The organism is Herbaspirillum sp. CAH-3 (assembly GCF_009668275.1).
Classification (GTDB): Bacteria; Pseudomonadota; Gammaproteobacteria; order Burkholderiales; family Burkholderiaceae_D; genus Herbaspirillum; species Herbaspirillum aquaticum.
In genome coordinates this window covers 75,932-98,167 of the sequence record NZ_VSWE01000010.1, presented here as the reverse complement: position 1 = coordinate 98,167, position 22,236 = coordinate 75,932, and the positions used below count along the sequence as shown (strand labels likewise).

The following is a 22,236-nucleotide window of genomic DNA, read 5'->3' as shown; positions in this document are numbered from 1 at the left end:
GGACTAGCTGGTCGCGGACTTCATTTGGGCCTCTTCGCCCTTGAGGGGATAGTCGGGATGCCATGGGGCCAAATTCGTCACGAAGACCTTGACCTGCCCGCTCCGAAGGAAGTGCACCGCAAAGTGACCGGCATTCTCCGGTGTGTATTGCGGGACCGGCACAGTCCAGGACGGCTCCTGCTTTTCTCCGGCACTGTTGTAAGTGCGGACATGGATGGTCGCCATGAGCCCCGGTTTCCAGTCATGCGGCACACTGATGCAGCAAACTGCACCGCCACCTGATCCGGCAGCAATATAACCGCCGCCAGAACGCATCCCGGGGATGACGGTGACATCAAAGTCTTCAATTCCGTGAGCGGTATGGTTAAAGGCCTGCATATCCATCGCCTCTGCACGTTCCGGCGGCTCTCCGCATCCATTGAGAAGAAGCAGAGCAAGGAACATGGGGCGGACAAAAGAGCCCATGGGCATTCTGAAAAGATATTTCATTTAAATTATTTATTAATATCCAAGGAATTCACGGATCATGCAAAAGGCGTCCGCAGTCAATCTTCATCGAGCCCGCGCATGCGCAGCGTTCTCCCACAACGGCGGCCCGCTATCGTACACACGTTGCGGAAGCCCGATTAGGGCATCGCTGAATGCATCCGAGGAAGCCGGCGGATGCGCCATCACCTGCTTGAACTCGGGCTGTTCGAGGCCCTTGCCCGAGGTGTACAAGGCCAGCAGCACGTAGGCGGTCTGGCGATCGATATCCTTCAGCCCTGCAGAAACTGCACGCTTCTGGTACTGCTCGACGAAGCGTTCCAGTTTTTTCGGTTCGACCAATGCCGTTTCATCGGGAATGACGAACTTCAGATGGGCCACCAAGGCCTTCAGATCATCATTCGTCTGGGCGTGCGCGCGCGGGCTGAACATGGCGAGCAGGAACACCATTCCCAGTACCAGTGCCCATTGCGGAAAAACAATCCGCTTCTGCCAGTGTTCATGCGACATGTTCATTCTCCCAAAGAGATGGTCCCGCTTCCCAGACTTCCTCAGGCATGGCCTGCAAGGCATCGAAATAGCCTGCCAGGGAATCCGGCGGATTCTGCATCAAGGCCTTCACGGCCGGATGCTCAACGCCAGCGCCGCTGGTGTAGAGCGCCAACAATACGTACTGCGTCTGCCGATCAATATCATCCAGACCAGCTTCACGCGCACGCTGCTGATAGGTCGCGACGAATTCCACCAGCGTGCGTGGAGGCAATGCGTTCGTCTCATCAGGGATCACGAAGCGCAAATGCGTAAGCAGGGCATCAAGATCTCCGGCATCCACCAACAGCCCGAACTGACGGTCATCCAGCGTCACCAGCGGTGCGTCCAACGGCAAAGCCTGGCTGGGCGTGTGCACCTGCTCGCTCTGATAGAGCGTCCGGGCTTCGCCGAAACGGTCCACGAAAGCCAGGCTGAGCATGCCGCCGGTAAAGAGCACCAGTTGATCCTTGGTCAACGCCTGCATCCAGATCGGCAGGATACGCGTGTCATACCAGCGCATCATCATGGCCTGTCCATCGCTGAGGCCCGCGTGATGGAAGTTGCGCAGATGTGCTGCAAAGTCCTGCAGGCCAAGCGTACTTTCATACCAGCTCAGGCAGGGCGCGGCAAATCCCAGTTGCGAAACCCAGCGCACAAGCACGAGTGCGCGCCTCTCATCCAGTCCCGAGAGGGGAAGCAGCAGGGGCGCAATCTCAGGCAGGGCTTCTTCGCGCTTTCCCTCGAACAGCGAGGCATAAGGGATGTGCATGGACTGCAGCTTGAGATGGCTCGCCTCGGCCTGCGCCGTATCGAGCAGAAGGAAGGCCTGGTGGCCGCGTTCACGACATGCCTGCGCCCAATGCAACAGCGCCAGCGGATCGTCAGGCACATCACTCATGGCATCAGTCCCGGTGTTCTAGTTCGGGAGAACAAGCGCATTGCCCTGCAACCGCCGCACCGCTGCGGCATTCATGTCGTCGCTCTTCCTGGTCTCCTCTTCCTTCTTGGCATCGGTCTTGCCGAAGGTATCGATGGCGCGTGTCTGGAAATACAAGGTGGCAGAGAGAACATGGTCGTGCCAGCTGGTGAGCATGGTGTCATGCACCAGCAGATCGAACAGGGCCATCACTTTGTCGGGCAGCGGGCTCTTGCCATTGGCGGCATTGATCCAGGCATCGGCGAGCGTCAGCTCTCCGGGCGACATCAAAGGACGTGCCGGTTTGTAGGTCGGTTTCTGGCCCGAGGGGTCCGCGAAAATGGCCGCATGCTCGTCAACGTACTTCTGCCATTTCATCTTGCGCTGGGGTTCGTCGTCCTGCTGTTTCTGGTAGCGGGCCCGCTGCGCAATGACCTCCTGAGCTTCCTTATCCAGGCGCTCCCAGACGCTGACAAAGGGGCGGTGCACTTCCAGGATGGTGTTTGGCATGTTGCGGGTTTCATCATCCTGAGCCGCGAACAACTCGGCCATCGCCCGGCCATAGCCTTCGCGGTCAGTCGAGGCCGTGCGGCGCGCCTCTGCGAACGCCTTCTCCGCACGCTCACGCCGTTCGCGCCGTTGATCTTGGGCGGCGCGCACCGCGTCTGCATGGGTGGTCACGGATTCGCGAAATTCCTTTGACTGGTAACGTACGGCCAGCCAGGAAATGAAGACGCTCATGTGCTTGAGAAAATCCAGGCCTGGCGCGCGCGGGACGACGGCGCGATAGGCGTTGACCAGCTCCATCATGCGGTAGCTGGATTTGTCGTCGACGATGGGGGCCGCCAGGGAGAACCGCTGAAAGGTAATGGGTTTATAGATCGCGAGATCCTCCATCCTGTCCATCATCGCCCCCGAAATCAATGCCTCGTTGAGCATGTCACGCAACGGCACCCGTTGGAGCTCTCCACGGAAATTGAGCGTACCATCCGGTGCTCCTCCAGTGACGTCCTCACTCGTTCCTGGATAAAGATATTGCTCGCCCCGCGTTTTCTCCAGGCTATCGAGACGCTGATAGAAACGCAATTCGTGAGCGGCAGCAAAATGGACGCACCGCTGTACGGCAGGCGGTATTGCCAAGGATCGGTCACCGTAATTCTGCTTGATGCTGCCCGCCAGGGGCAACAAACCAACGATCTTGTTTTCCTCCATGATGGAAGCAACACTATCCTCGCGCTACTTCGCCATCGCCCTGCACGAGAGCAAACCCTCCTACCATCTGGGCATGCTGGACTCCGGCAAGATCGACGAGAAGACCAGCTTCTACCTCGCCGTCAATGCCGACCTCCCGGCCATCGAACTGGTGGATGTGGTACCCCTGCGCTTCAAGATCGGCGCGCCCGACGATGTGGAAAAATTCGTGCTGGCGGCATTGCCAGGCGTGAAGCTGGTGCACTCGCCGCAAGTGCCGGCCGCCCTGCCCGTGCGCCCTGATACCTATTACTTCACGCTGGAAAGCAAGGGCGCCATGTACGAACGCATGCTGCAGGCGCAATCGATCTGCATTTATGTACCTTCCGGTATCCGTGACCTCAAACTCGAACTCCTGGCGGTGACGCAATGAACATGACCTCGGCCCCTTCCCTGCTCGATCAAGACCATCTGCCCCCGGCCCAGATGGCGGCCGCGCCGGTCAATGCGCGCTCGCTGCTGGATCTGATGTATGACGGTTTCTACGCGCTCTTCATGCTCAAGAACGGCAGCGCGCCCTTGGATGAAGCTTCCTTCGCGGTGAAGATGCAGAAGTTTCTGGGGGATGTGGAGCGCAATGCCAAGAAGCTCGATGTCTCACCCGAAGATGTCTATGCCGCCAAATATGCTTTCTGCGCCTCGGTCGATGAAATCATCCTGCGCTCCAGCTTTGGTATCCGCGATGCGTGGGAGCGCCGGCCGCTGCAGCTGACCATGTTCGGCGATCAGCTGGCGGGTGAAAATTTCTTCAAGCAGCTGGAAGACCTGAGGGTACGTGGCAATGCGCACATCCAGGCGCTGGAAGTGTTTCACATGTGCCTGTTGTTGGGATTTCAGGGGAAGTACGCGCTGGAAGGCCCGGAAAAACTGAATTACCTGACCGCGCGGCTGGGTGATGAAATTGCTCATCTCAAAGGCAAGAGCGCGGGCTTCGCGCCACACTGGGCGCGGCCTGACGCCATCGTCAACAAGCTGCGCAATGACGTGCCGCTGTGGGTGGTGGCTTCACTGTTTGCCTTCATTGCCCTGTTCGCCTACCTGGGCTTGAACTGGATGCTGACCAGCGGCACCGAAAATGGACTGGCAGGCTATTCCGATATCGTCAAACTGGCGCCCCGCACGGCCAACCTGACCATTACCCTGCCGTGAGGAAGATGTCGGCCTGACCAGGATTCGGCCCGATTCGTCATGGCCAACATTTATCCGTTCATTGTGCCGGACCAGGTGCCCCGCCTGGAGCTCAACCACGGGTTGTAATCAGGCGAAACATCACTGAACGTTGTTGGCGTCGATAACAACCGGTTTCTCTGCGCAATAAAAAAACGGCTTGGTCACCCACGCAACCAAGCCGTCATCATCAACGCACATGCAACTGCATCAGGCCGCCGATGCAGAATCCGCCTGCGCAAACAGAGCACGCGCCTTGTGCAGCTTGCGATAACTATCGAGCAAGCGCTGATGGCGATCCAGGCCTTCGAGCTTCATGCTGGTCGGCGTCAATCCGAAGAAGCGCACGCTGCCTTTCACCGAACCGATGGCCGCATCCATGCGCGCGTCGCCGAACATGCGGCGGAAGTTGGTCTCATAGTCCGACAGCTCCAGCTCATCATCCAGCTCCACTTCCAGCACGACATTCAACGCCTGGTAGAACAGACCGCGCTCCACCGAGTTGTCGTTGTACTGCAGGAAGGCACCGACCAGGTCATGCGCTTCTTCAAACTGCCGCAGGGCCAGGTTGATCAAGAGCTTCAGTTCAAGGACGGTCAACTGCCCCCATTCTGTGTTCTCATCGAAGTCGATACCGATCAGGGTGGCGATGTCGGAGTAGTCATCAAGCTCATTGTTTTCCAGGCGGTCCAGCAAGGCAGCCAGGGCCTTGTCGTCCAGACGATGCAGGTTCAGGATATCCTCGCGGAACAGCAGCGCCTTGTTGGTGTTGTCCCAGATCAGGTCCTCGACCGGATACACCTCGGAATAGCCAGGCACCAGGATGCGGCACGCGGTCGCCCCGAGCTGGTCGTAGACAGCCACATAGGCCTCCTTGCCCATCTCCTCCAGAATGCCGAACAGCGTAGCCGCTTCCTGCGCGTTGGAATTCTCGCCTTGGCCGGAAAAATCCCATTCCACGAATTCGTAATCCGCCTTGGCGCTGAAGAAGCGCCACGACACGATGCCGGAAGAATCGATGAAGTGTTCGACGAAATTGTTGGGTTCAGTAACGGCATTGCTCTCGAAAGTCGGCTGCGGCAAATCGTTGAGCCCTTCGAAGCTGCGCCCTTGCAGCAGTTCCGTCAGGCTGCGTTCCAGCGCCACCTCAAAGCTCGGGTGAGCGCCGAAGGAAGCAAACACGCCGCCAGTACGGGGGTTCATCAAGGTCACGCACATCACCGGATAGACGCCGCCCAGCGAAGCATCCTTGACCAGTACAGGGAAACCCTGCTCTTCAAGTCCGCGGATACCAGCCACGATGCCGGGATACTTTGCCAGCACGTCCTGAGGGACATCAGGCAGGCAGATCTCGCCTTCGAGGATTTCACGCTTGACGGCCCGCTCGAAGATCTCCGACAGGCACTGAACCTGCGCTTCAGGCAAGGTATTGCCGGCGCTCATGCCGTTGCTGACGAACAGATTCTCGACCAGGTTGGAAGGGAAATACACCACTTCGCCATCCGACTGCCGCACGTAGGGCAGCGAGCAAATGCCGCGCTTTGCGTTGCCGGAATTGGTATCGACCAGATGCGAAGCGCGCAGCTCGCCATCCGGGTTGTAGATGTCCAGGCAATACGCATCGAGGATTTCCTTGGGCAATTTATCGCCGCGGCCGGGCTTGAACCAGCGCTCGTTGGGGTAATGCACGAACTCGGCATTGGCGATCTCCTCGCCCCAGTAGGAACCCGCATAGAAGTGGTTGTTGCTGATGCGCTCGATGTACTCGCCCAGGGCCGAGGCCAGCGCACTTTCCTTGGTCGCGCCCTTGCCGTTGGTGAAGCACATGGGCGAGTGAGCGTCGCGGATGTGCAGCGACCACACATTGGGAATGATATTGCGCCACGAAGCGATCTCGATCTTGATACCCAGTTCGGCCAGCAAGCCGGATATGTTGGCGATGGTCTGCTCCAGCGGCAGATCCTTGCCCAGGATGTGCGTGCTCATGCCAGCCTCGGGCTTGAGTGTCAGCAGGGATTGCGCGTCAGCGTCCAGGCTCTCCACTTCCTCGATGATGAACTCAGGCCCCTGCTGCACCACCTTCTTGACGGTACAGCGCTCGATGGAACGCAGGATGCCGCGACGATCTGCTTCCTCGATGTCGGGTGGCAGTTCGACCTGGATCTTGAATGTCTGCTGGTAGCGGTTTTCCGGGTCGACGATGTTGTTCTGTGACAGGCGGATGTTCTCGGTGGAGATGTTGCGCGTATTGCAGTACAGCTTCACGAAATACGCTGCGCACAGGGCCGATGACGCCAGGAAGTAATCGAAGGGACCTGGCGCGGAGCCGTCTCCCTTGTAGCGGATGGGCTGGTCGGCGATGACGGTGAAGTCGTCGAACTTGGCTTCGAGACGCAGCTTGTCGAGGAAGTTGACTTTGATTTCCATGGCGAGATTCCGAGAATGAACCGAAGGGATGGCGGCAAGGCGTGTGCGCGACAGCGGCCCACGAGTTTGTCGAGACGATGGCGTTGTCCGAGGAGCGGATCTGGCGGTCGTCGCACAAAAGAGCTTCGATGATAGCTTAGTGCGGTTGCACCAGCGTTGCCGGCCCATGTCGAGCACGCAGCTAGCGCCGGATTACGACGCACCGGCGAGATTGCAGAGCAAAGAAAAACGGCTCACATTGCTGTGAGCCGCTTCGGTATTGGTGCTGGCTGCAGGACTTGAACCCGCCACCCCCTGATTACAAGTCCGGCGCGAAATTCAATTATATCAAATACTTAGTTCATTTTTTGCTTCGCAATTGGCAAATTTATCGCCTCGCAAGCCCTTATTGGGCCAGGGTCGTTTGATAATTGCGAAGCGGAATTCGTCATCGCAGATGCGAATGCTATGCTTGCAAATCAAAACAAATAGGGGGCCAAGTGAAGGCAAAGGACTTTGCAAAAGAGCTACGAGAGCTTATCGAAGGAATTAAGGCCAAGGGCAACGAAACGATTGTATGTGACGCATTGATAACCTATCTTGCCAACTACGAAAACACTGCCGCATCCGATCCCACACCCTTGGAGGTGGAGCAATTCAAGTTGCAAATGCAGAGCCAAATGGAGCAGATAAAACGGGCTCACGAAGGACAACTAGAAATGTTCCGCTCAGTAATTTCCTCAGGGCAAGCTGCGATCAAAACCGGCTTCTTGCTTAATGGTGGTGCATCTATAGCCATGCTGGCATTCATAGGGCATCTCAGCGAGAACTCCGCCCCGTTGGTGCCACAGTTCTCCCAAGTTCTCGTTCCATTTGCCCTAGGCGTCCTATTGAGCGCTGTGTTGTCCGGCGTAACCTACTTGTCTCAGTGGCTTTATGCGTCAACGCGGCCAGGAGTCAAGCGGGCAGGATTCGCCGCCAACATTGGCTGCATTTTTCTCGGCCTTTTGAGTTATGGGATGTTCTCGTGGGGCCTCTGCCGTGCCTATGATGCTTTCCGTTCTTTTAGCTGACTATCAGATCAAGCGAAGATCACCACGCAAAAAATTGACGTCCATTACCAAGACAAACGCCCGCTTCACGCGGGCGTTTGTCTTAGCAGCCCCTTCCGAAAAATCCATAACGGCAAATTTACGAGAAGCAGGAGTTCAGTCACAGCAAGAAATCTCACCAGTTGCGAAACACTAGACTTCTTGGGCCACCATCGCGCCGGCGATCCGAAAACGCCTAGCAATAATGGAAAATATAAAATAGAATCAATATTAAATAATTTACCGCCAATCGCAACTCATTGATTTAAAGAGAATTACGTGGAAAATTTTCCAAAAAAAGAGCTACTCAACATTGTTAAGACCGGAATGACAGGGTCTCGCAGTGCCTTCGCACTCGCCGTGGGCCGTTTTGCTTCCAAGTTAAAACAAACTGATTTGGAGCTCGCTCAAGAGATGTCAAAATTTCTGTCGACTGAGCATGTTATGCGCGGCGCCACCGATTTTGCGCCTATACCAGTTGACGCAGACTCGCGGATGGAGTTGGTCGAAACTATTTTCCCCGTTTCGTTGGAGAAGCGACCCATTCTAGATCAGTCCACGCAAACGACCCTCGATGGGGTATTGAGAGAATGGGCTAGCCTGGAAGAACTGCTAAAAGAAGGCCTTGCCCCAGCGCGCACGCTCCTTTTTTGCGGACAGCCTGGCGTGGGGAAAACGTTAGCGGCACATTGGATGGCACAGGAACTCAAACTTCCCCTACTAACGCTCAATCTTGCGACAGTCATGAGCAGTTTCCTGGGAAAAACAGGGAACAACCTGCGTGCGGTCTTTGATCATGCAATGACAAGACCGTGTGTCCTACTGCTTGACGAGTTTGATGCTATCGCCAAACGAAGAGACGATGAAACTGATGTTGGCGAGCTGAAGCGACTTGTTAACGTTCTATTGCAGGCTTTAGATGACTGGCCAGCCAATGCTCTATTAATAGCTGCGACCAATCATGGAGAACTCTTAGATCCCGCGGTATGGAGGCGATTCGATCACGTTCTCAAGTTCGAACCTCCCGGCCGCCAACTGATTCAGGAGTACCTTGCCGAGTTTGTCGAATCAGAGCAGGTACGAGTTAGCCTGGCATCTCTCTTACATGGCGAATCGTTTAGCTCCATCGGGCAAATTGTAATGTCGGCTCGAAAAACAGCTTTACTTGAGAGAACCGAACTTGTTCCGAATTTGGTTCGCAATGCAATCAAATTGCGGTTATCGAAAGGTGGGATGGCTAAGCCGCTCGATGGCGAAATGCTGCTTATGTTTTTCGAAGGTCATTCTCGCAGAGATATCGCTACTCACTTCGGGAAAACACATCCAACTGTAAGCAGCGTAATAAAACGTTATTTGGGAGAGTGAAGTGGTGGCAACAAATATTATTCTTGGCTACGGAGAAACCTTAACATCCCCTTATGAACTTAAGCGTTCATCGGGCCCCAAAAAGTATCCCTATCAGATTGGAGAGCAGCGACAACTCCTTGGCCAGCAACTGGAAGAACTCCGGGCTGTGCGATCGTCTTTGCCACAGGAAGTAAAGACCAGAGGTGAGTCTGTCGCCAAGTTTGTTTTGCATCCGGCATTTCTCGCTAAGACCCACCATCCAAATGCGCTTCTTTCTGCTAGTGGACTACGGTGCATTGGTAGTCGCTCGACATATGTCACGCCTCGAAAACTTACTAGAACAGGCTCATCTAATGGGGAGGCAATTTTCACGGCGGTTCTATATGTCGCCGGCATAGAAAAATCGTTCTCCCGCCTTGAGACGATGCTGATGTCACCGCAAACGGCGGCGACACATCAAAAAGCCTTTTGTCGTTTCGAGTCGATCCTTCCCTTTACTGAGCAGGACAAGAATCTAGTTTCGGTCAAAAGCGAGAGGCCGATTATGTTGGAAGCGGTACTGCATGCTTCTGCCGACGACAAAGATATTCTTGAGTCCTTCTCTAGCTATGTAAATTCCCTGGGGGGAACAACTCAGGTTAGCCGCGCTTTATGTGTTGCCGGACTAACGTTTGTTCCTGTAACACTTCCACCGAGTCAAGCTTCGACTTTGGGACTATTTCAGCTTCTTCGGGCCGTCCGGGTAATGCCGTCGCTTAGAATTGGTGGTCGAGGAATGCGGGCCTCGAATGTCGCGGTGAGCCAGCTTCCAACAGTACCGGCGTTGGACCAGAAGCTGCGCGTGGGAATATTCGATGGCGGATTGGGACATTCCGATCTAAGTACGTGGGCAACCGAAACAATCCTCCCTGGGACCGAAACAACTTCATCGGCATATTTAAGCCATGGCAACGGAGTGACCAGCGCATTCCTTTTCGGGCACTTGGATGAGACTACTGGGGAGTTTCCACAACCTTATGCGAATGTTAATCATTACCGATGCATTAGCCCCGAGCTTCAGTTACAAGACGGGGTTCCAGACGTTGATCTCTACGCGGTTCTCAGTCAGATCGATGGAGTTCTTTCCGCGCAAAAGCTGGACTTTGTGAATTTCAGTGTTGGCCCTTATATGCCAATAGAAGACGACGAAGTTCATCCTTGGACCGCCTTGATCGACAAACATTTGGCGACCGGAGAAACATTTGCGACCATTGCAGTAGGCAACGATGGTGATAAACCTTGGCCGGAGTGCCGGGTACAGCCCCCCTCGGATATGGTCAATGCAATCGCGGTCGGAGCCTGCGACACCAACGGAACAGATTGGCAGAGAGCCGCGTACAGCTCTCACGGCCCCGGCCGCAGCCCGGGGATGGTCAAGCCCGATGGGGTTTCGTTCGGAGGCTCAGATGACGAACCGTTCGTCGTCTACAACCCGCTGGCGAACCAATACACTTACACATCAGGGACCAGCTTCAGCGCACCTGCCACGCTTCGAATCGGAGTCGGTGTGAAAGCATCCTTGAATTCACCTTTGACAATGCTAGCGGTAAAGGCGCTAATGGCTCAACACGCGCGACGGCCCGAAGGTATGCTAATGAGCCATGTCGGCTACGGGTGTTTCCCCCAAACTGTTGAGGATGTGTTGACGTGCGAAGATAACGAAGTTCGTGTCATATACCAGGGGACGTTATCCGCGGGGCAAAACCTCCGTGCTTTCATTCCGTTCCCCTCGCTCCCTTTAAATGGGCGTGTTACGTTACGCGCCACCTTATGTTTTGCAAGTCAAACAGACCCTGAACATGCCGTAAATTACACGCGTGCCGGCTTAACCGTATATTTCCGTCCAAAGAGAGCTTCCAAGAAGACGATGACCTTTTTCTCCGCTTCGAAAATGTACACGTCGGAGTTACAGGCGCGGACCGATGAGCAGAAGTGGGAAACGACCCTCAAGCAAGAGCACAGATTCAATGCTGAAACGTTGGACGATCCACTTTTCGACATAACTTACGGTGCAAGGGAGTCCGGCCAGAGCACAGACAACAGCTCTCTTCCTCCACTACCCTATGCAATGGTGGTTACCCTAATTGCCGAGGATACGCCTGGGGTGTATAACAATATTCGTCAGCGCTATCAAACGTTGCAGCCAGTTGATATTCGCCAGGAAGTCCAAATCAGAACCGGAAGTGGAAAAACGTAATTCACCGCTCCGAACTATAAAGAGCCCGTGTTTTCGAACACGGGCTTTTTTCTGCCCATGAGAGCGTTAAAACACGCTGCCAGTACGGTGGATTGCCCTGCCTGCTAAAAGAGCCTTCTGGGTGCGTCAAAACGCGTCAGATTGGATGTCTACAGAACGAGCCTGCGCCACAGGCTGGACCAGCTTCGGCGGCTGATGCAAATTTGAGTCAAAACCGACCTATGTAGCGGGCAGGCGCGGGGTGGGGGCAACTGCGCGCGCCGACTCCCATACGTTTTAAAGTTATTTTTTTAATAACTTTCCCCGCGTGTACGGGCTGCGATGACCTGGTGAGCCACAGATCTGGCCTGCGCCAGCATCGACGAGTTTGTCGCATTTGAGAGGCTGGTCCATTACTCGTCAGAGAAAAAATACATGGACACCCGAAGGCGGTGAAGAACAAGTCGAAGCCGCTTTCTGCTGGCTTTCATTGCCGGGTCAGTGGGACAAGCATACCTTCACACCGTAGCCACCAGCCGGTGCTCACCCGGTGTGACGGGCACTCGCAATGCGCCACCATCGCAGGTGAGTGGCATGCCGTCCAGTTCAGCTGCCGAGATACCGGCGCAGCGCATCCCCGGCGATTCGACCTGGATGATGTAGCGTGCCGCACCCAAGACGATTTTTGCCTCAAAGCCAGGCCATCCGGCTGGAATACACGGATCGAGGATTAACACCTCGCCTTCGCGGCGAATGCCTAGAATCCCCTCCATACCCGCACGGTGCATCCAGCCGGCGGCACCGGTGTACCAGGTCCAGCCGCCCCGGCCCTCGTGCGGCGATACCGAATACACATCCGCAGCCACCACGTACGGTTCCACGCGGTAGCGCGCCGTCTGAGCAGGTGTCCGAGCATGGTTGATAGGATTGACCAGAGCGAACAGGGCATGGGCGTGCTCGCCCGCCTGCGGGTCGCCGCGTAACTGCGTGAACGCTAGGATGGCCCACATGGCCGCGTGGCTGTATTGACCTCCATTCTCACGTAAGCCCGGCGGGTAACCCAAGATGTAGCCAGGGTCGCTCTGTGTGTGGTCAAAAGGTGGGGTAAAGAGCAACGCCAGCCCCGCCTCTGGCAGCACCAGGTGCGAGCGCAGCGAGTCCATCGCCATCTGTGCGTGGCCAGGATCGGCGACTCCTGACAGTACGGCCCAGGATTGGGCGATCGAATCGATGCGGCATTCCTCGCTGTGGCGGCTGCCCAGCCACGTGCCATCGTCGAATATGGCGCGCCGATACCAGGCGCCGTCCCAGGCCTCGCGCTCCAGCGAGGCCGTCACAGACTGGACATGGCTCCGCCAGCGCGCGGCACGAGTGGGGTCGCGTTCCTCTGCCAGAGGAGCGAATAGGATCAGTGTGCGTACCTGCAGCCAGCCGAGCCAAACGCTCTGCCCCCGGCCTTCCTGGCCCACACGATTCATGCCATCGTTCCAATCGCCGGTCCCCATCAGCGGCAGCCCTAATTCGCCAGTGAGGTCGATACTCTGGTCCAATGCGCGCGCGCAGTGCTCAAACAGCGTTGTAGAGATGCCTGCAGGCATCGGCTGGAAAAAGGCATCATGTTCGCCTACCTGCAGCGCGGGGCCTTCCAGGAAGGCGATGGATTCGTCAAGTACCGCTGTATCGCCCGAGACGATCACATAGCTGGCCGCGGCGAAAGCCAACCAGATGCGGTCGTCCGAGATTCGCGTGCGCACGCCTTGGCCCGAATGCGGCAGCCACCAATGTTGCACGTCACCTTCGAGGAACTGACGGCCTGCAGCGCGCAGCAAGTGTTGACGCGTTTCTTCAGGCCGCGCGAATGTGAGCGCCATGCCATCCTGCAGTTGGTCTCGAAAGCCGTAGGCACCGCTGGCCTGATAGAACGCCGAGCGGGCCCAGATGCGGCAGGCCAGCGTCTGGTAGAGAAGCCAACCGTTGAGCAGGATGTCCATCGCGCGGTCTGGCGTGCGCACTTGCACGGCACCGAGCAGCCCTTCCCAATGGTCACGCACCCGCTGCAGTTCGGCCTCCAGATCAGTCTCACGCCAGCGCGCCGCTAGTTCCAAACTTTCCTGCGCGCTGCCGCATTGCCCGAGTAGAGCGATGATGTCTACCGACTCGCCGGGCCGCAACACTAGGCTGCACTGCAGCACAGCGCAGGGATCCAGGCCCGCACCCACCGTACCGGATAGGGACGCCTGGCTCTGCAATGCAGCGGGTGCCGCCAGACTGCCGCGATGGCCAAGGAATTCCTTACGGTCAGCGGTCCAAGCGGTCTGCCGGCCCCCGAGATCGGCGAAAGCGACTCTACCCGGAAAGGCTGTGCTCCAGGGATTGCGCGCCAGCAGCACGCCGCTGGCTGCATCGATCTCGGTAAGGATGAAGGGTGCGCAAACCGCACGCGAGGCGCCCAACACCCATTCTGCATAGGCCGTGACGGATAGGCGCCGCGTCTGTGGGCTGAGATTGTGTAAGGTGAGGCGCGACACCTTAATTGGGTCGTCCAGTGGCACGAACTGCAGCAGTTCAAGCGCGATACCGTGCGCCTCGTGCGTGAAGCGGCTATAGCCATGACCGTGGCGTGCAACGTAGGTACCGCCGTCGCGGATTGGCTGCGCTGTAGGGCTCCAGAGCTCGCCGCTCGACTCGTCTCGTACGAAGAACGCCTCGCCGGTCGGATCGATCACTGGATCGTTGGACCATGGGGTAAGTTGATTCTCACGGCTGTTACCAGCCCAAGTACTTGCGCTGCCATCGGCCGAGACCTGGAAGCCGAAGGCAGGGTTGGCGATGACGTTGATCCAGGGGGCGGGGGTGGTCTGTCCGTCGGTGAGTACGGTGACGTATTCGCGACCGTCCTGATCGAAGCCACCGAGTCCGTTGAAGAACTCCAGCCGCGCCGTGTCTGTGCTCTGCCCCTGCCTCGTCAGGTTGGAAGATTGGGTATAGGTAGCTAATTCGAGCGCCGCACTCGCGTAGTGCACCGTCTCCGGCAGGAGACCGATTTGCCGAGCGATGTCGCCCCGACGCGCTAGCAGCAGCACGCGAGCTGCTGAATGCAGTAAGGCCCGGGCTGACACATCCATCAGATCTGCGCGCAGTGTATGGACCACCCCCTGGGCTATCGTCTCGTCGTGTGGTCGAAGGGGCGACTGGCTCCGGCGCACGGCCGTTTCGATAGCGGACTGCAGATCCTGCACATAAGAGGAAGCTCGCTCATTAACGATCACCAGATCGACGCTCAGCCCCTTCATTCGCCAGTACTCGTGCGCACGAAGTAGTTGGCGCACCTGAGCAATATCCTCGATGTCATCGATTCGCAACACCACGATTGGCAAGTCGCCGGAGACCGAGTGCCGCCACAAGCCCGACTGCGGGCCTGCACCACGAGCGATCTCCTCGGCCGGTGGGCGGAAGCGTGTATCCGCATAGAGGATAGGTGCCGCCAGCCGCTGGAAGTCTGCGGCTTCGTCGGCTTCGACGCCGATGTGTCGCAACTGTACCTGGGCCTGGGTCCAGGCCAAGGTCCGAGCACGCTCGAAGGCGCTACGGTCATGGTGCTGGTCCACCAATTCCAGTAGCGCTTCGCGAGTAGGCGCCACCAGCGTCCAGAAGGCCAGGCGCGCCATACGACCGGGCGCGATACGCACGCGGTGTCGCACCGAGAAAACCGGATCGAGTACCGTACCGGCCGTACCAGACAGCATGGCTCCGTCCGCCATGGCTTGCGCCGTGGCGGATGTACGACCTCGGCCCAGGAACCGTGCCCGGTCGGATTCGTACTGCACGGGTGCCGTGACGATGCCTTCGACCACGGCGAAGTGTGCGGCCCAGATCCGCTGCTCGTGCGGCCCGCGAGGGCGTCGCGTAGCGATTAGGGCACCGAACTCTGGGAGATATTCAGTCTGCACGAACATCTTGGAGAAGGCCGGATGGGCATCATCACCCGCGGGCGACGCCAACACCACCTCAGAGTAAGAGGTGAGTTCGATTTCACGAGTCTTGCGGCCTGTATTGACGACTGTGACGCGGCGTACCTCGCCGTCAACTTCGGCGGACACCAGCACCTCCATTGTGGTCGTCAGGCTGCCGTCGTGCCGCGTAAAGGCGGCGTGATCCTCGGCGAAGACTACCTCGTAGCTGTCGGGTGACATGGCCAGCGGCTGCGCCGCAGCGGACCATATCTGACCGGTATCCGTGTCACGTAGATAGACGTAGGCGCCCCAGTCGTCGCGGGTCGCGTCTTCGCGCCAGCGCGTCACAGCCAACTCACGCCAGCGGCTGTAGCCAGCACCCGCTGCGGTGAGCATGACGGCATAACGCCCGTTGGACAGCAGGTGCGTAGCAGGGGCCGCCGTAACAGACGGGTCTATGTGCCGTACCGCATGTAAGTCACCATGTGGATTGGTTGCGCCAGACAGCACCTCTTCAGCGCGCGCACGCGCCACAGAGACGAGGCGCGGCATACGCTCGTGCAACAGCAATTCGCAGGCCTGGATCATCGGTTCACGATGGAAGCGTTCCCGCATGCGAGCGCCCTGGAGCGTATTGGCGATTGCGACAAGTGTCATGCCCTGGTGATGCGCCATAAAGCTGCGTACGATGGCGACCTGCGACCCGCCGGGCAGGCGGGCACGGGTGAAGTCCAGCGCCTCGTAAAAGCCATAGCGCCCGAGCGCACCAAGCGTCTGCAGGTACTCAAAGTTGCGTTGTGCGAGCGGTGCATCGACCATGGTAGCGAGACCGGTCGCGTAAGGCGCGATCACCAGATCCTGAGCCAGCCCCCGTTTTAGGCCCAGGCCTGGCACGCCAAAGTTGGAGTACTGGTAAGTGAATTCCAGGTCGCGAGCGTTGTACGCCGACTCGGAGATGCCCCACGGCACGCTCATCCGCCGACCGTAGGCCATCTGGTGCTGCACGATCAGGCGATTGGTCTGCTCCAGTAGGCTACCTGCCGGTGCGCGCATCACCAGCGAGGGCATCAGATACTCGAACATCGACCCTGACCAAGATACCAGGGCCGATCCACGTCCTACGGGGATGGCTGTCCGATCCAAGCGGAACCAGTGGCGCGTGGATACGTCGCCCTTGGCGATTGAGAAGAGGCTGGCTAGTCGCGCCTCAGAGGCTAGTAAGTCGTAGCAGTTGGGATCGAGCACGTTCTCCACTGCGGCATAACCTATGGAAAGCAGTTTGCGTTCAGGATCCAACAAAAAGGCGAAGTCCATCCCTAGCGCTAGCGCACGCGCCTGTTGCGCCAACGCCTGCCAGCGGGCATCGATAGCATTCGCCGCGACGCCGAATGACTTAGCGTCGCGTGCCTGTTGCTCGATCCGCCCTTGCAGCGCATTGGTCCAGAATAGCAGGTCGTCACCTTCCGCTTGTATTGCTGGGACCAGCGCCTGCGCTTCTTCTGCCGCCTTATCGGCCAGGCGCTGAAATACCGGAAGTGGCATGCTGGCAGGATCGTGGAACCCTGCCTCGATCTCGGCAAGAACGCTCAGCAGTCGCTGTCCCTGTGCCCCTTGGGTCGAAGGTTTAGCAGACGCCGACTCCCGGGCTAGCGCGAGTGCGTCGCTCGCACCCTCCGTCCAATCCGTCGACAGCGACGCACCCATCCATTCTTCGCAGGCATTAGCCAGTACGATCAAGTGGCCGGCGAGGTTACCGCTGTCCACAGACGACACATAGGCCGGTGCAAGCACCTGGTTCGTGCGCGTGTCATACCAGTTGTAGAAATGGCCTCGGAACCTTTCCAATGTCTGCAAGCTGACGAAAGCCGCTTCCAGGCGCTCGCAAGTCTGCAGGGCACCAGCCCAGCCAAAATCGCGGGCCGCCACCGTCGACAGCAAGTACAAGCCTATGTTGGTAGGCGAGGTGCGGTGAGCGATCACTGGCTTCGGATCTTCCTGAAAATTGTCCGGTGGAAGCATGTGCTCAGCCGGCGTCACGAAAGTTTCGAAAAAACGCCAAGTGCGACGTGCAGTAAGCCGCAGGGCCAAGGTATCTGTGAGTTCGGGCGCACCGGGTGTCACGATCGGCGGACGGCGGCTGACGCGCCAGGCCAAGACCGGCGCTGCGACCCAGAGCGCCGACAGCGGCAACGCAATTGCGCATGCTGCAGGAAAGAACACGCTAACGCCCATGGCGAATACTAGGGCCAACAGCACGCCACCGGCCATCTGGCCATAGAAGCCAGTTATACCGGGGCGCGGGCGAGCGGCGGACTGGGCTGCGGTTGTCCATTCCAGCAGATGCCGATGCGTCGCGTAGAGTCTGATCAGGGTACGCGTAATAGCATCCATCGTGCGCCAGGTCTGATCCGGAAGCAGAGCTAGCGTCCAGAGTGTCTGCATTACGGCTAACCGAAGATCGCTGGCCAACCGGCGTAGTTGGCTACCCAGCCCGATGCCCGCGCGCGTTGGCGCTAGTCCGGAGATGTGGGGCAGAAAGAACGGCACTGCCAGTGCCAGTACCAGCATCCCCATGGCTTGTAATGATTGAGGCCAGGGCAACCAAGCGCACAGCGCTAGAGCCAGTAGGCTCGTGGGCGCCAGCAGGGAGCGCCGCAAGTTGTCGATCATTTTCCAGCGGCCCACTGGCGGTAGGGTCGCACCTGAATGGCGTCGCCCGAGTATCCAGGGCAGGAGTTGCCAGTCGCCGCGCGTCCAGCGGTGTTGGCGCCTGGCAGCGACGTCGTAGCGGGCAGGGAATTCTTCGACCACTTCGACGTCCGAGGCAAGCCCCGCGCGAGCGAACACGCCTTCGAACAGGTCGTGGCTAAGCATCGTGTTCTCAGGAATACGACCAGCAAGCGCTGCCTCGAAGGCATCGACGTCGTAGATGCCTTTACCGGTGTAGGATCCCTCACCGAAAAGGTCCTGGTAAACGTCAGACACGGCGGACGCGTAGGGGTCCATGCCACCCGAACCGGCCGAAATGCGCTGATAGAACGATCCCTCGCGGCCCAATGGCAGTGTTGGTGTCACGCGTGGTTGCAAGATGGCGTAACCGCCCACTACACGCTGTTCAGCATTGTTCCAGCGCACACAGTTCAAGGGGTGAGCCATCTTGCCGATCAGGCGCAGCGCTGCGTCACGGGGCAGTCGGGTGTCGGCGTCCAACGTGATGACGTAGCGCACTCTGGCAAGGATCTCGGGTTGATGAGCTTTGTCGGCAGCACCACCCAGCGACATAAAACTGGTGTCAGTTGCGCCGCGCAATAATCGATTGAGTTCATGGAGCTTTCCACGCTTACGCTCCCATCCCATCCATCGGTTTTCGCTTGCGTTGAATCGGCGCTGCCGGTGCAACAGGTAAAAGCGCTTACCACCTGGTGCTGGTCCATACCGTTGGTTAAGTGCGTCGATGGCATCCTGCGCAATGCCGATCAGGTAGGCGTCGCCGTCTAGCACTTCCGAATCTGCATCAAGGCCGTCCGATAGCAGAGCAAAAGATAGGTCACCACCGGCACCAGACAGATGGTGAACTTCAAGGCTCTCGATATGCCGGCGCAGTTCCGCCTCGCCGGAGAGCAGCGTGGGCACGACAACTAGTGTGCGCAAATGGGTTGGAACCCCGTCGGCCAGCGCCAAAGCCGGGAGCGTCACTGCGCCAGCGCGGGACGCAATTGCGCGCTGGACCAGCGCTGTGGCTACCTCGGTCGCGGGAATGAATGCGGCCATCGCGAGCACCGCCAGCAGCCCTGTGGGAGCTATCGTCAAGCTGCCGATGCCAAACATGGCCCAGAACGCGAGACCCAGCAGCATGGCCGCAAGCGCGAGGATGGCGGTCACGTATCCGCCAAGCCCCACGCGGACGCTAAAACGGTCGATGCGAAGAACCAGTGGCGGCCGGAATCCGATGGCATGCTCTAATTCGCTGCGTCCCTCGGCGATCAGGTAATGACCGGGATCTATCCTGCTGGAGTTCTGGACGAGAAGCTCGGGCGACTTCGGCGAAGCCGCCTGCGCCAGCGCCAACGCTCGCTCAACAATAGCGAGTTCGGATAACGGTGATCCCCGAGCCAGTTGCTCGATCGCCGTACGGTAGCGATTGCGTGTGGGGAAATCCATCTCCGCGAAGGTGCTGCTAGCGCGCAGACGCGTGTCCACTAAGCTAGTGCTCTCGAACATATCTGCCCAGTCGATATCAGACATCAGGCGCATGCTGGTGATGACGTTGCGCACCGAGACGTTGGAGGCACCCTGACGCTGCTGTGCATGCAGGATAGCCTGGTCAGCATCCGTGCCCTGGTCACGCAGACGCTCATCCAGCCACTGTAGGGCAGGCGTGACGCGCGGGTCCTGGTCGCGCAGACGCTTGGCGAGCTGTGCCGCGAAAAGTTCGGACACAGGGCTGCTCGCGCGCGTGGCGATATCCTGGTTCAACGCGGCATAGGCTGCGCCCGGTTCCAGCAAGCGGTCGGCGAGCCTTTGGGCATCGGCGCGCGCCGCGCGTCCGACAGTGATCTGATCGGCCAATCGGCGCAAGTTCTCCACCAGCACGATACGTAGGGTGATCGCCACAGCCCATAGTTCGCTGATGTCCAGTGGTTGGACCTCCTGGTAGGCTGCAATAAAGCGGCGGAGGACGGCAGGATCGAAGTGGCTGTCGGTGTGGGCGACGAATGCCCACGCAATTCCGAAGACGCGTGGATAGCCCGCCAACGGACCATCTGCCAGCTTGGGCAACTGCCTATAGTAGCCGGGCGGTAGGTCAGTGCGAATCTCGCGCACCTGCGCTTCAACAACGTGATAGTTATCCAGCAGCCATTCAGCGGCCGGGACTACACGGCGTCCAGCAGCCACTTCTGCGGCACCTGCGCGATAGGCCAGCAGCAGATCAACGGCGTTTTCGCGCAACCGATTGTGCAACGACCGAACCCGAGGTGGATGGATGCTAACTAACTGAGCCGTCGCGAGGCTGCGCGCATGCTGCTCTAGGCGCTCGATGCCGAACAGTTCCTCGCGCACAGGTGCGGTATCGGCCCACGGATCTGGGGCGGAGCGTTGGGACGCAAATTGAAAAAATCGACGCATGTTGACCTTTCAGGGCACCGCGGGGAGAGACGCCCCGCGATAAACCCGCCGTGAAGAAGCTAGGCCGTATAGCCCCGGGGGCAAAGGCTAGGCGATGTGGCCCAGCGGTTGTCAGGATTTTTATGATTAAGAACCGTTTTCACTACAGTCCTTGATGAGCGCGCTGCACCGGGACTGCTGGCACTGGTTTTTTCTTAGGTTTTTTCGGCTCTCGGTTGCCGCGCTTTTGCTCTTTTTCTGCCATGGGAAACTCCTACTATTGGGATATCGGCCCGTTATCACGGGCAAGGTGCACAACCATTCAACAAAAATTGCTGGCGTGTGCGTCAGGAAAGGGCCTGGATCAGCGATTCACTTACACATCGAGATGATCATCCAGCGGGGTTATCGCAAACAATTGTCCTTTCCACGGTTCAATCGATTCATCGAAAATTGAAATCGACATTTCCTTTGAGCCCGTAGATTCACGAATAAATTGAGCTATTGCTTTTCGACAGACGATAATCTGACCTTCTAGATTGATAGGTGCGTTTCGAATTTGAAACTCTGTTCGTGTGCGGCTGCTTCCTAAACCACTAGTTACTTCAATAACCTCGATCTTCCCAATCCGCAGCCATACGAAGCCAGCCTCATGGCCTCTATCTTCGAAATGAAATCGCATGTCAATCTCCTCATTTAAAAAGGCCGCAACTGCGGCCCCTTTAATAAATTGGACTGCCTGCCCACATACAACATTACCGCGAGCGATCAGCCTTCTCGGTCTCTCTCATGTAGTTCCTTCGATAGATGTCACCCCCTTCATAGCGGCGTGGGCCAGCGTCACTTTGCTGATCAGCTTGCTCTTGCTTTCTCTTCTCACCATCGCGTGAAGAATAGCGACCATCGTTAGATCTCGACGTCTTCTCCTTGTGGGGAGTAAATCCTTGCTGCTCCAGTCGATGAGAGCCTTGGGTCTTATTGAAGTTTGACACGATCATTCCTTCGTATCGCGGTCAGGTTAAGGATTCAATGGAACAGGCCGCGATGTCCGTTGTCGCGATATTTGATCGCGAAAATCATTCAATTAAAATGCTGTCCATCCATATTAATGAATGAAAAATGACGTGAAAGACAAGGGCAACAATTGAGGCTCTCTGTCCGACCGATAACGGACGAGATCTAGTCCTCTTGAATCGCTAGTCCTTCCGACTCAGCTGCTAAGATTGCTTGTTGATCTCGAACAGCGTCGGCTCCGAAGATTTGGCTGGCAGCCAATTTCTCATCATTTCTCGTCGACAAGTTCGCCTCAATACCTTTTTCTGGTGAGGAAACAGTCTTTATGAAAGAAAACTCACGCCACCGGTTTACCTTGCTCATAACTTCTCCTACTCATAGGGATATCGCACTGGACTCAGGCAATACCATCAAAGGTTACAAAGGCGCGTACAACTACTATGCATGCAAAATCGGCTTCAGATTAAAACGTGTAATTACCGCTTCGCACATGTTGACGCCCTGCTCAAGCAATACCGCTTCCGCGCGGTAAACTCCTGCGAGATTCTTCTTTGAAAAAATCTGATGATCGCGTCGTTGAATCGAAATGCTATTCATTTGCCACCCATCTGAGTGGTGCGAATATCTGAGCTCGTAGGAAAAGTTTCCGGAGCTGTCTACATTTTGAAAAATGGACATAAGAATCCTGAGTTAGGGTGGCATTTCTGGCGACTTGGTCGGCTACCTGGGATAGTATTTTTATTCGAATTCGCC

General features: G+C 57.5%; 12 protein-coding genes and 1 pseudogene. 5 read left to right on the top strand and 8 right to left on the bottom strand.

The features are described 5' to 3' along the window. Window positions 1-3 precede the first annotated feature (3 nt). From FYB76_RS14330 to FYB76_RS14315, 4 genes are all read right to left on the bottom strand, one after another. Window positions 4-489, bottom strand: a complete 486-nt coding sequence (locus FYB76_RS14330) for a DUF3304 domain-containing protein (protein WP_154134069.1) — start codon at window positions 487-489, stop codon at window positions 4-6. A gap of 63 nt (window positions 490-552) precedes the next feature. Further along, complete coding sequence (locus FYB76_RS14325) at window positions 553-996, bottom strand: hypothetical protein (protein WP_154134068.1); 444 nt, start codon at window positions 994-996, stop codon at window positions 553-555. Beyond that, window positions 986-1,915, bottom strand: a complete 930-nt coding sequence (locus FYB76_RS14320) for a DUF4123 domain-containing protein (RefSeq protein ID WP_154134067.1) — start codon at window positions 1,913-1,915, stop codon at window positions 986-988. The genes FYB76_RS14325 and FYB76_RS14320 overlap by 11 nt, the downstream gene beginning before the upstream one ends. 18 nt (window positions 1,916-1,933) lie before the next feature. Then, window positions 1,934-3,145 (bottom strand): hypothetical protein, encoded by a 1,212-nt coding sequence (locus FYB76_RS14315; RefSeq protein WP_229296970.1) that lies wholly within the window; start codon window positions 3,143-3,145, stop codon window positions 1,934-1,936. Between the two features lie 13 nt (window positions 3,146-3,158). Here FYB76_RS14315 and tssK point away from each other — a divergent pair. Continuing rightward, window positions 3,159-3,557 (top strand): annotated as a pseudogene (tssK, locus tag FYB76_RS14310) (type VI secretion system baseplate subunit TssK); the annotation flags it as partial. Beyond that, window positions 3,554-4,333: a type IVB secretion system protein IcmH/DotU gene (gene icmH, locus FYB76_RS14305; protein WP_154134066.1), complete on the top strand. Its 780-nt coding sequence runs from the start codon at window positions 3,554-3,556 to the stop codon at window positions 4,331-4,333. The pseudogene tssK and the gene icmH, both read left to right, overlap by 4 nt. A 228-nt stretch (window positions 4,334-4,561) precedes the next feature. Here icmH and FYB76_RS14300 read toward each other — a convergent pair whose 3' ends face one another. Then, window positions 4,562-6,778, bottom strand: coding sequence for an OsmC domain/YcaO domain-containing protein (locus FYB76_RS14300; RefSeq protein WP_154134065.1), 2,217 nt, complete (start codon window positions 6,776-6,778; stop codon window positions 4,562-4,564). Between the two features lie 479 nt (window positions 6,779-7,257). On the opposite strand from FYB76_RS14300, the gene FYB76_RS14295 reads away from it, so the two are divergent. The 3 genes from FYB76_RS14295 (at window position 7,258) to FYB76_RS26815 (ending at window position 11,431) form a co-directional block, all read left to right on the top strand. Then, on the top strand, window positions 7,258-7,830 hold the full coding sequence (locus FYB76_RS14295) for a hypothetical protein (protein ID WP_195724641.1): 573 nt from the start codon (window positions 7,258-7,260) through the stop codon (window positions 7,828-7,830). Window positions 7,831-8,127: 297 nt separating this feature from the next. Beyond that, window positions 8,128-9,213 (top strand): AAA family ATPase, encoded by a 1,086-nt coding sequence (locus FYB76_RS14290; protein WP_154134064.1) that lies wholly within the window; start codon window positions 8,128-8,130, stop codon window positions 9,211-9,213. 4 nt (window positions 9,214-9,217) lie between these two features. Next, window positions 9,218-11,431: a S8 family peptidase gene (locus FYB76_RS26815; protein WP_154134063.1), complete on the top strand. Its 2,214-nt coding sequence runs from the start codon at window positions 9,218-9,220 to the stop codon at window positions 11,429-11,431. A 497-nt stretch (window positions 11,432-11,928) separates the two neighbouring features. Here FYB76_RS26815 and FYB76_RS14280 read toward each other — a convergent pair whose 3' ends face one another. From FYB76_RS14280 to FYB76_RS14270, 3 genes are all read right to left on the bottom strand, one after another. Beyond that, window positions 11,929-20,490: a GH36-type glycosyl hydrolase domain-containing protein gene (locus FYB76_RS14280; protein ID WP_154134062.1), complete on the bottom strand. Its 8,562-nt coding sequence runs from the start codon at window positions 20,488-20,490 to the stop codon at window positions 11,929-11,931. Window positions 20,491-20,845: 355 nt separating this feature from the next. Next, entirely contained in the window at window positions 20,846-21,151 is a 306-nt protein-coding gene (locus FYB76_RS14275) for a hypothetical protein (protein WP_112067915.1), read from the bottom strand. Window positions 21,152-21,648: 497 nt separating this feature from the next. Then, complete coding sequence (locus tag FYB76_RS14270) at window positions 21,649-21,846, bottom strand: hypothetical protein (RefSeq protein ID WP_154134061.1); 198 nt, start codon at window positions 21,844-21,846, stop codon at window positions 21,649-21,651. Window positions 21,847-22,236: the final 390 nt, after the last annotated feature.

Bases quoted from the DNA above. Each gene is read 5' to 3' on its own strand.
- FYB76_RS14315 (WP_229296970.1), bottom strand. From the start codon at position 3,145: ATGGAGGAAAACAAGATCGTTGGTTTGTTGCCCCTGGCGGGCAGCATC.
- icmH (WP_154134066.1), top strand. From the start codon at position 3,554: ATGAACATGACCTCGGCCCCTTCCCTGCTCGATCAAGACCATCTGCCC.
- FYB76_RS14270 (WP_154134061.1), bottom strand. From the start codon at position 21,846: ATGAGCAAGGTAAACCGGTGGCGTGAGTTTTCTTTCATAAAGACTGTT.
- FYB76_RS14300 (WP_154134065.1), bottom strand. From the start codon at position 6,778: ATGGAAATCAAAGTCAACTTCCTCGACAAGCTGCGTCTCGAAGCCAAG.
- FYB76_RS14320 (WP_154134067.1), bottom strand. From the start codon at position 1,915: ATGAGTGATGTGCCTGACGATCCGCTGGCGCTGTTGCATTGGGCGCAG.
- FYB76_RS14275 (WP_112067915.1), bottom strand. From the start codon at position 21,151: ATGCGATTTCATTTCGAAGATAGAGGCCATGAGGCTGGCTTCGTATGG.
- FYB76_RS14280 (WP_154134062.1), bottom strand. From the start codon at position 20,490: ATGCGTCGATTTTTTCAATTTGCGTCCCAACGCTCCGCCCCAGATCCG.
- FYB76_RS14325 (WP_154134068.1), bottom strand. From the start codon at position 996: ATGTCGCATGAACACTGGCAGAAGCGGATTGTTTTTCCGCAATGGGCA.
- FYB76_RS14330 (WP_154134069.1), bottom strand. From the start codon at position 489: ATGAAATATCTTTTCAGAATGCCCATGGGCTCTTTTGTCCGCCCCATG.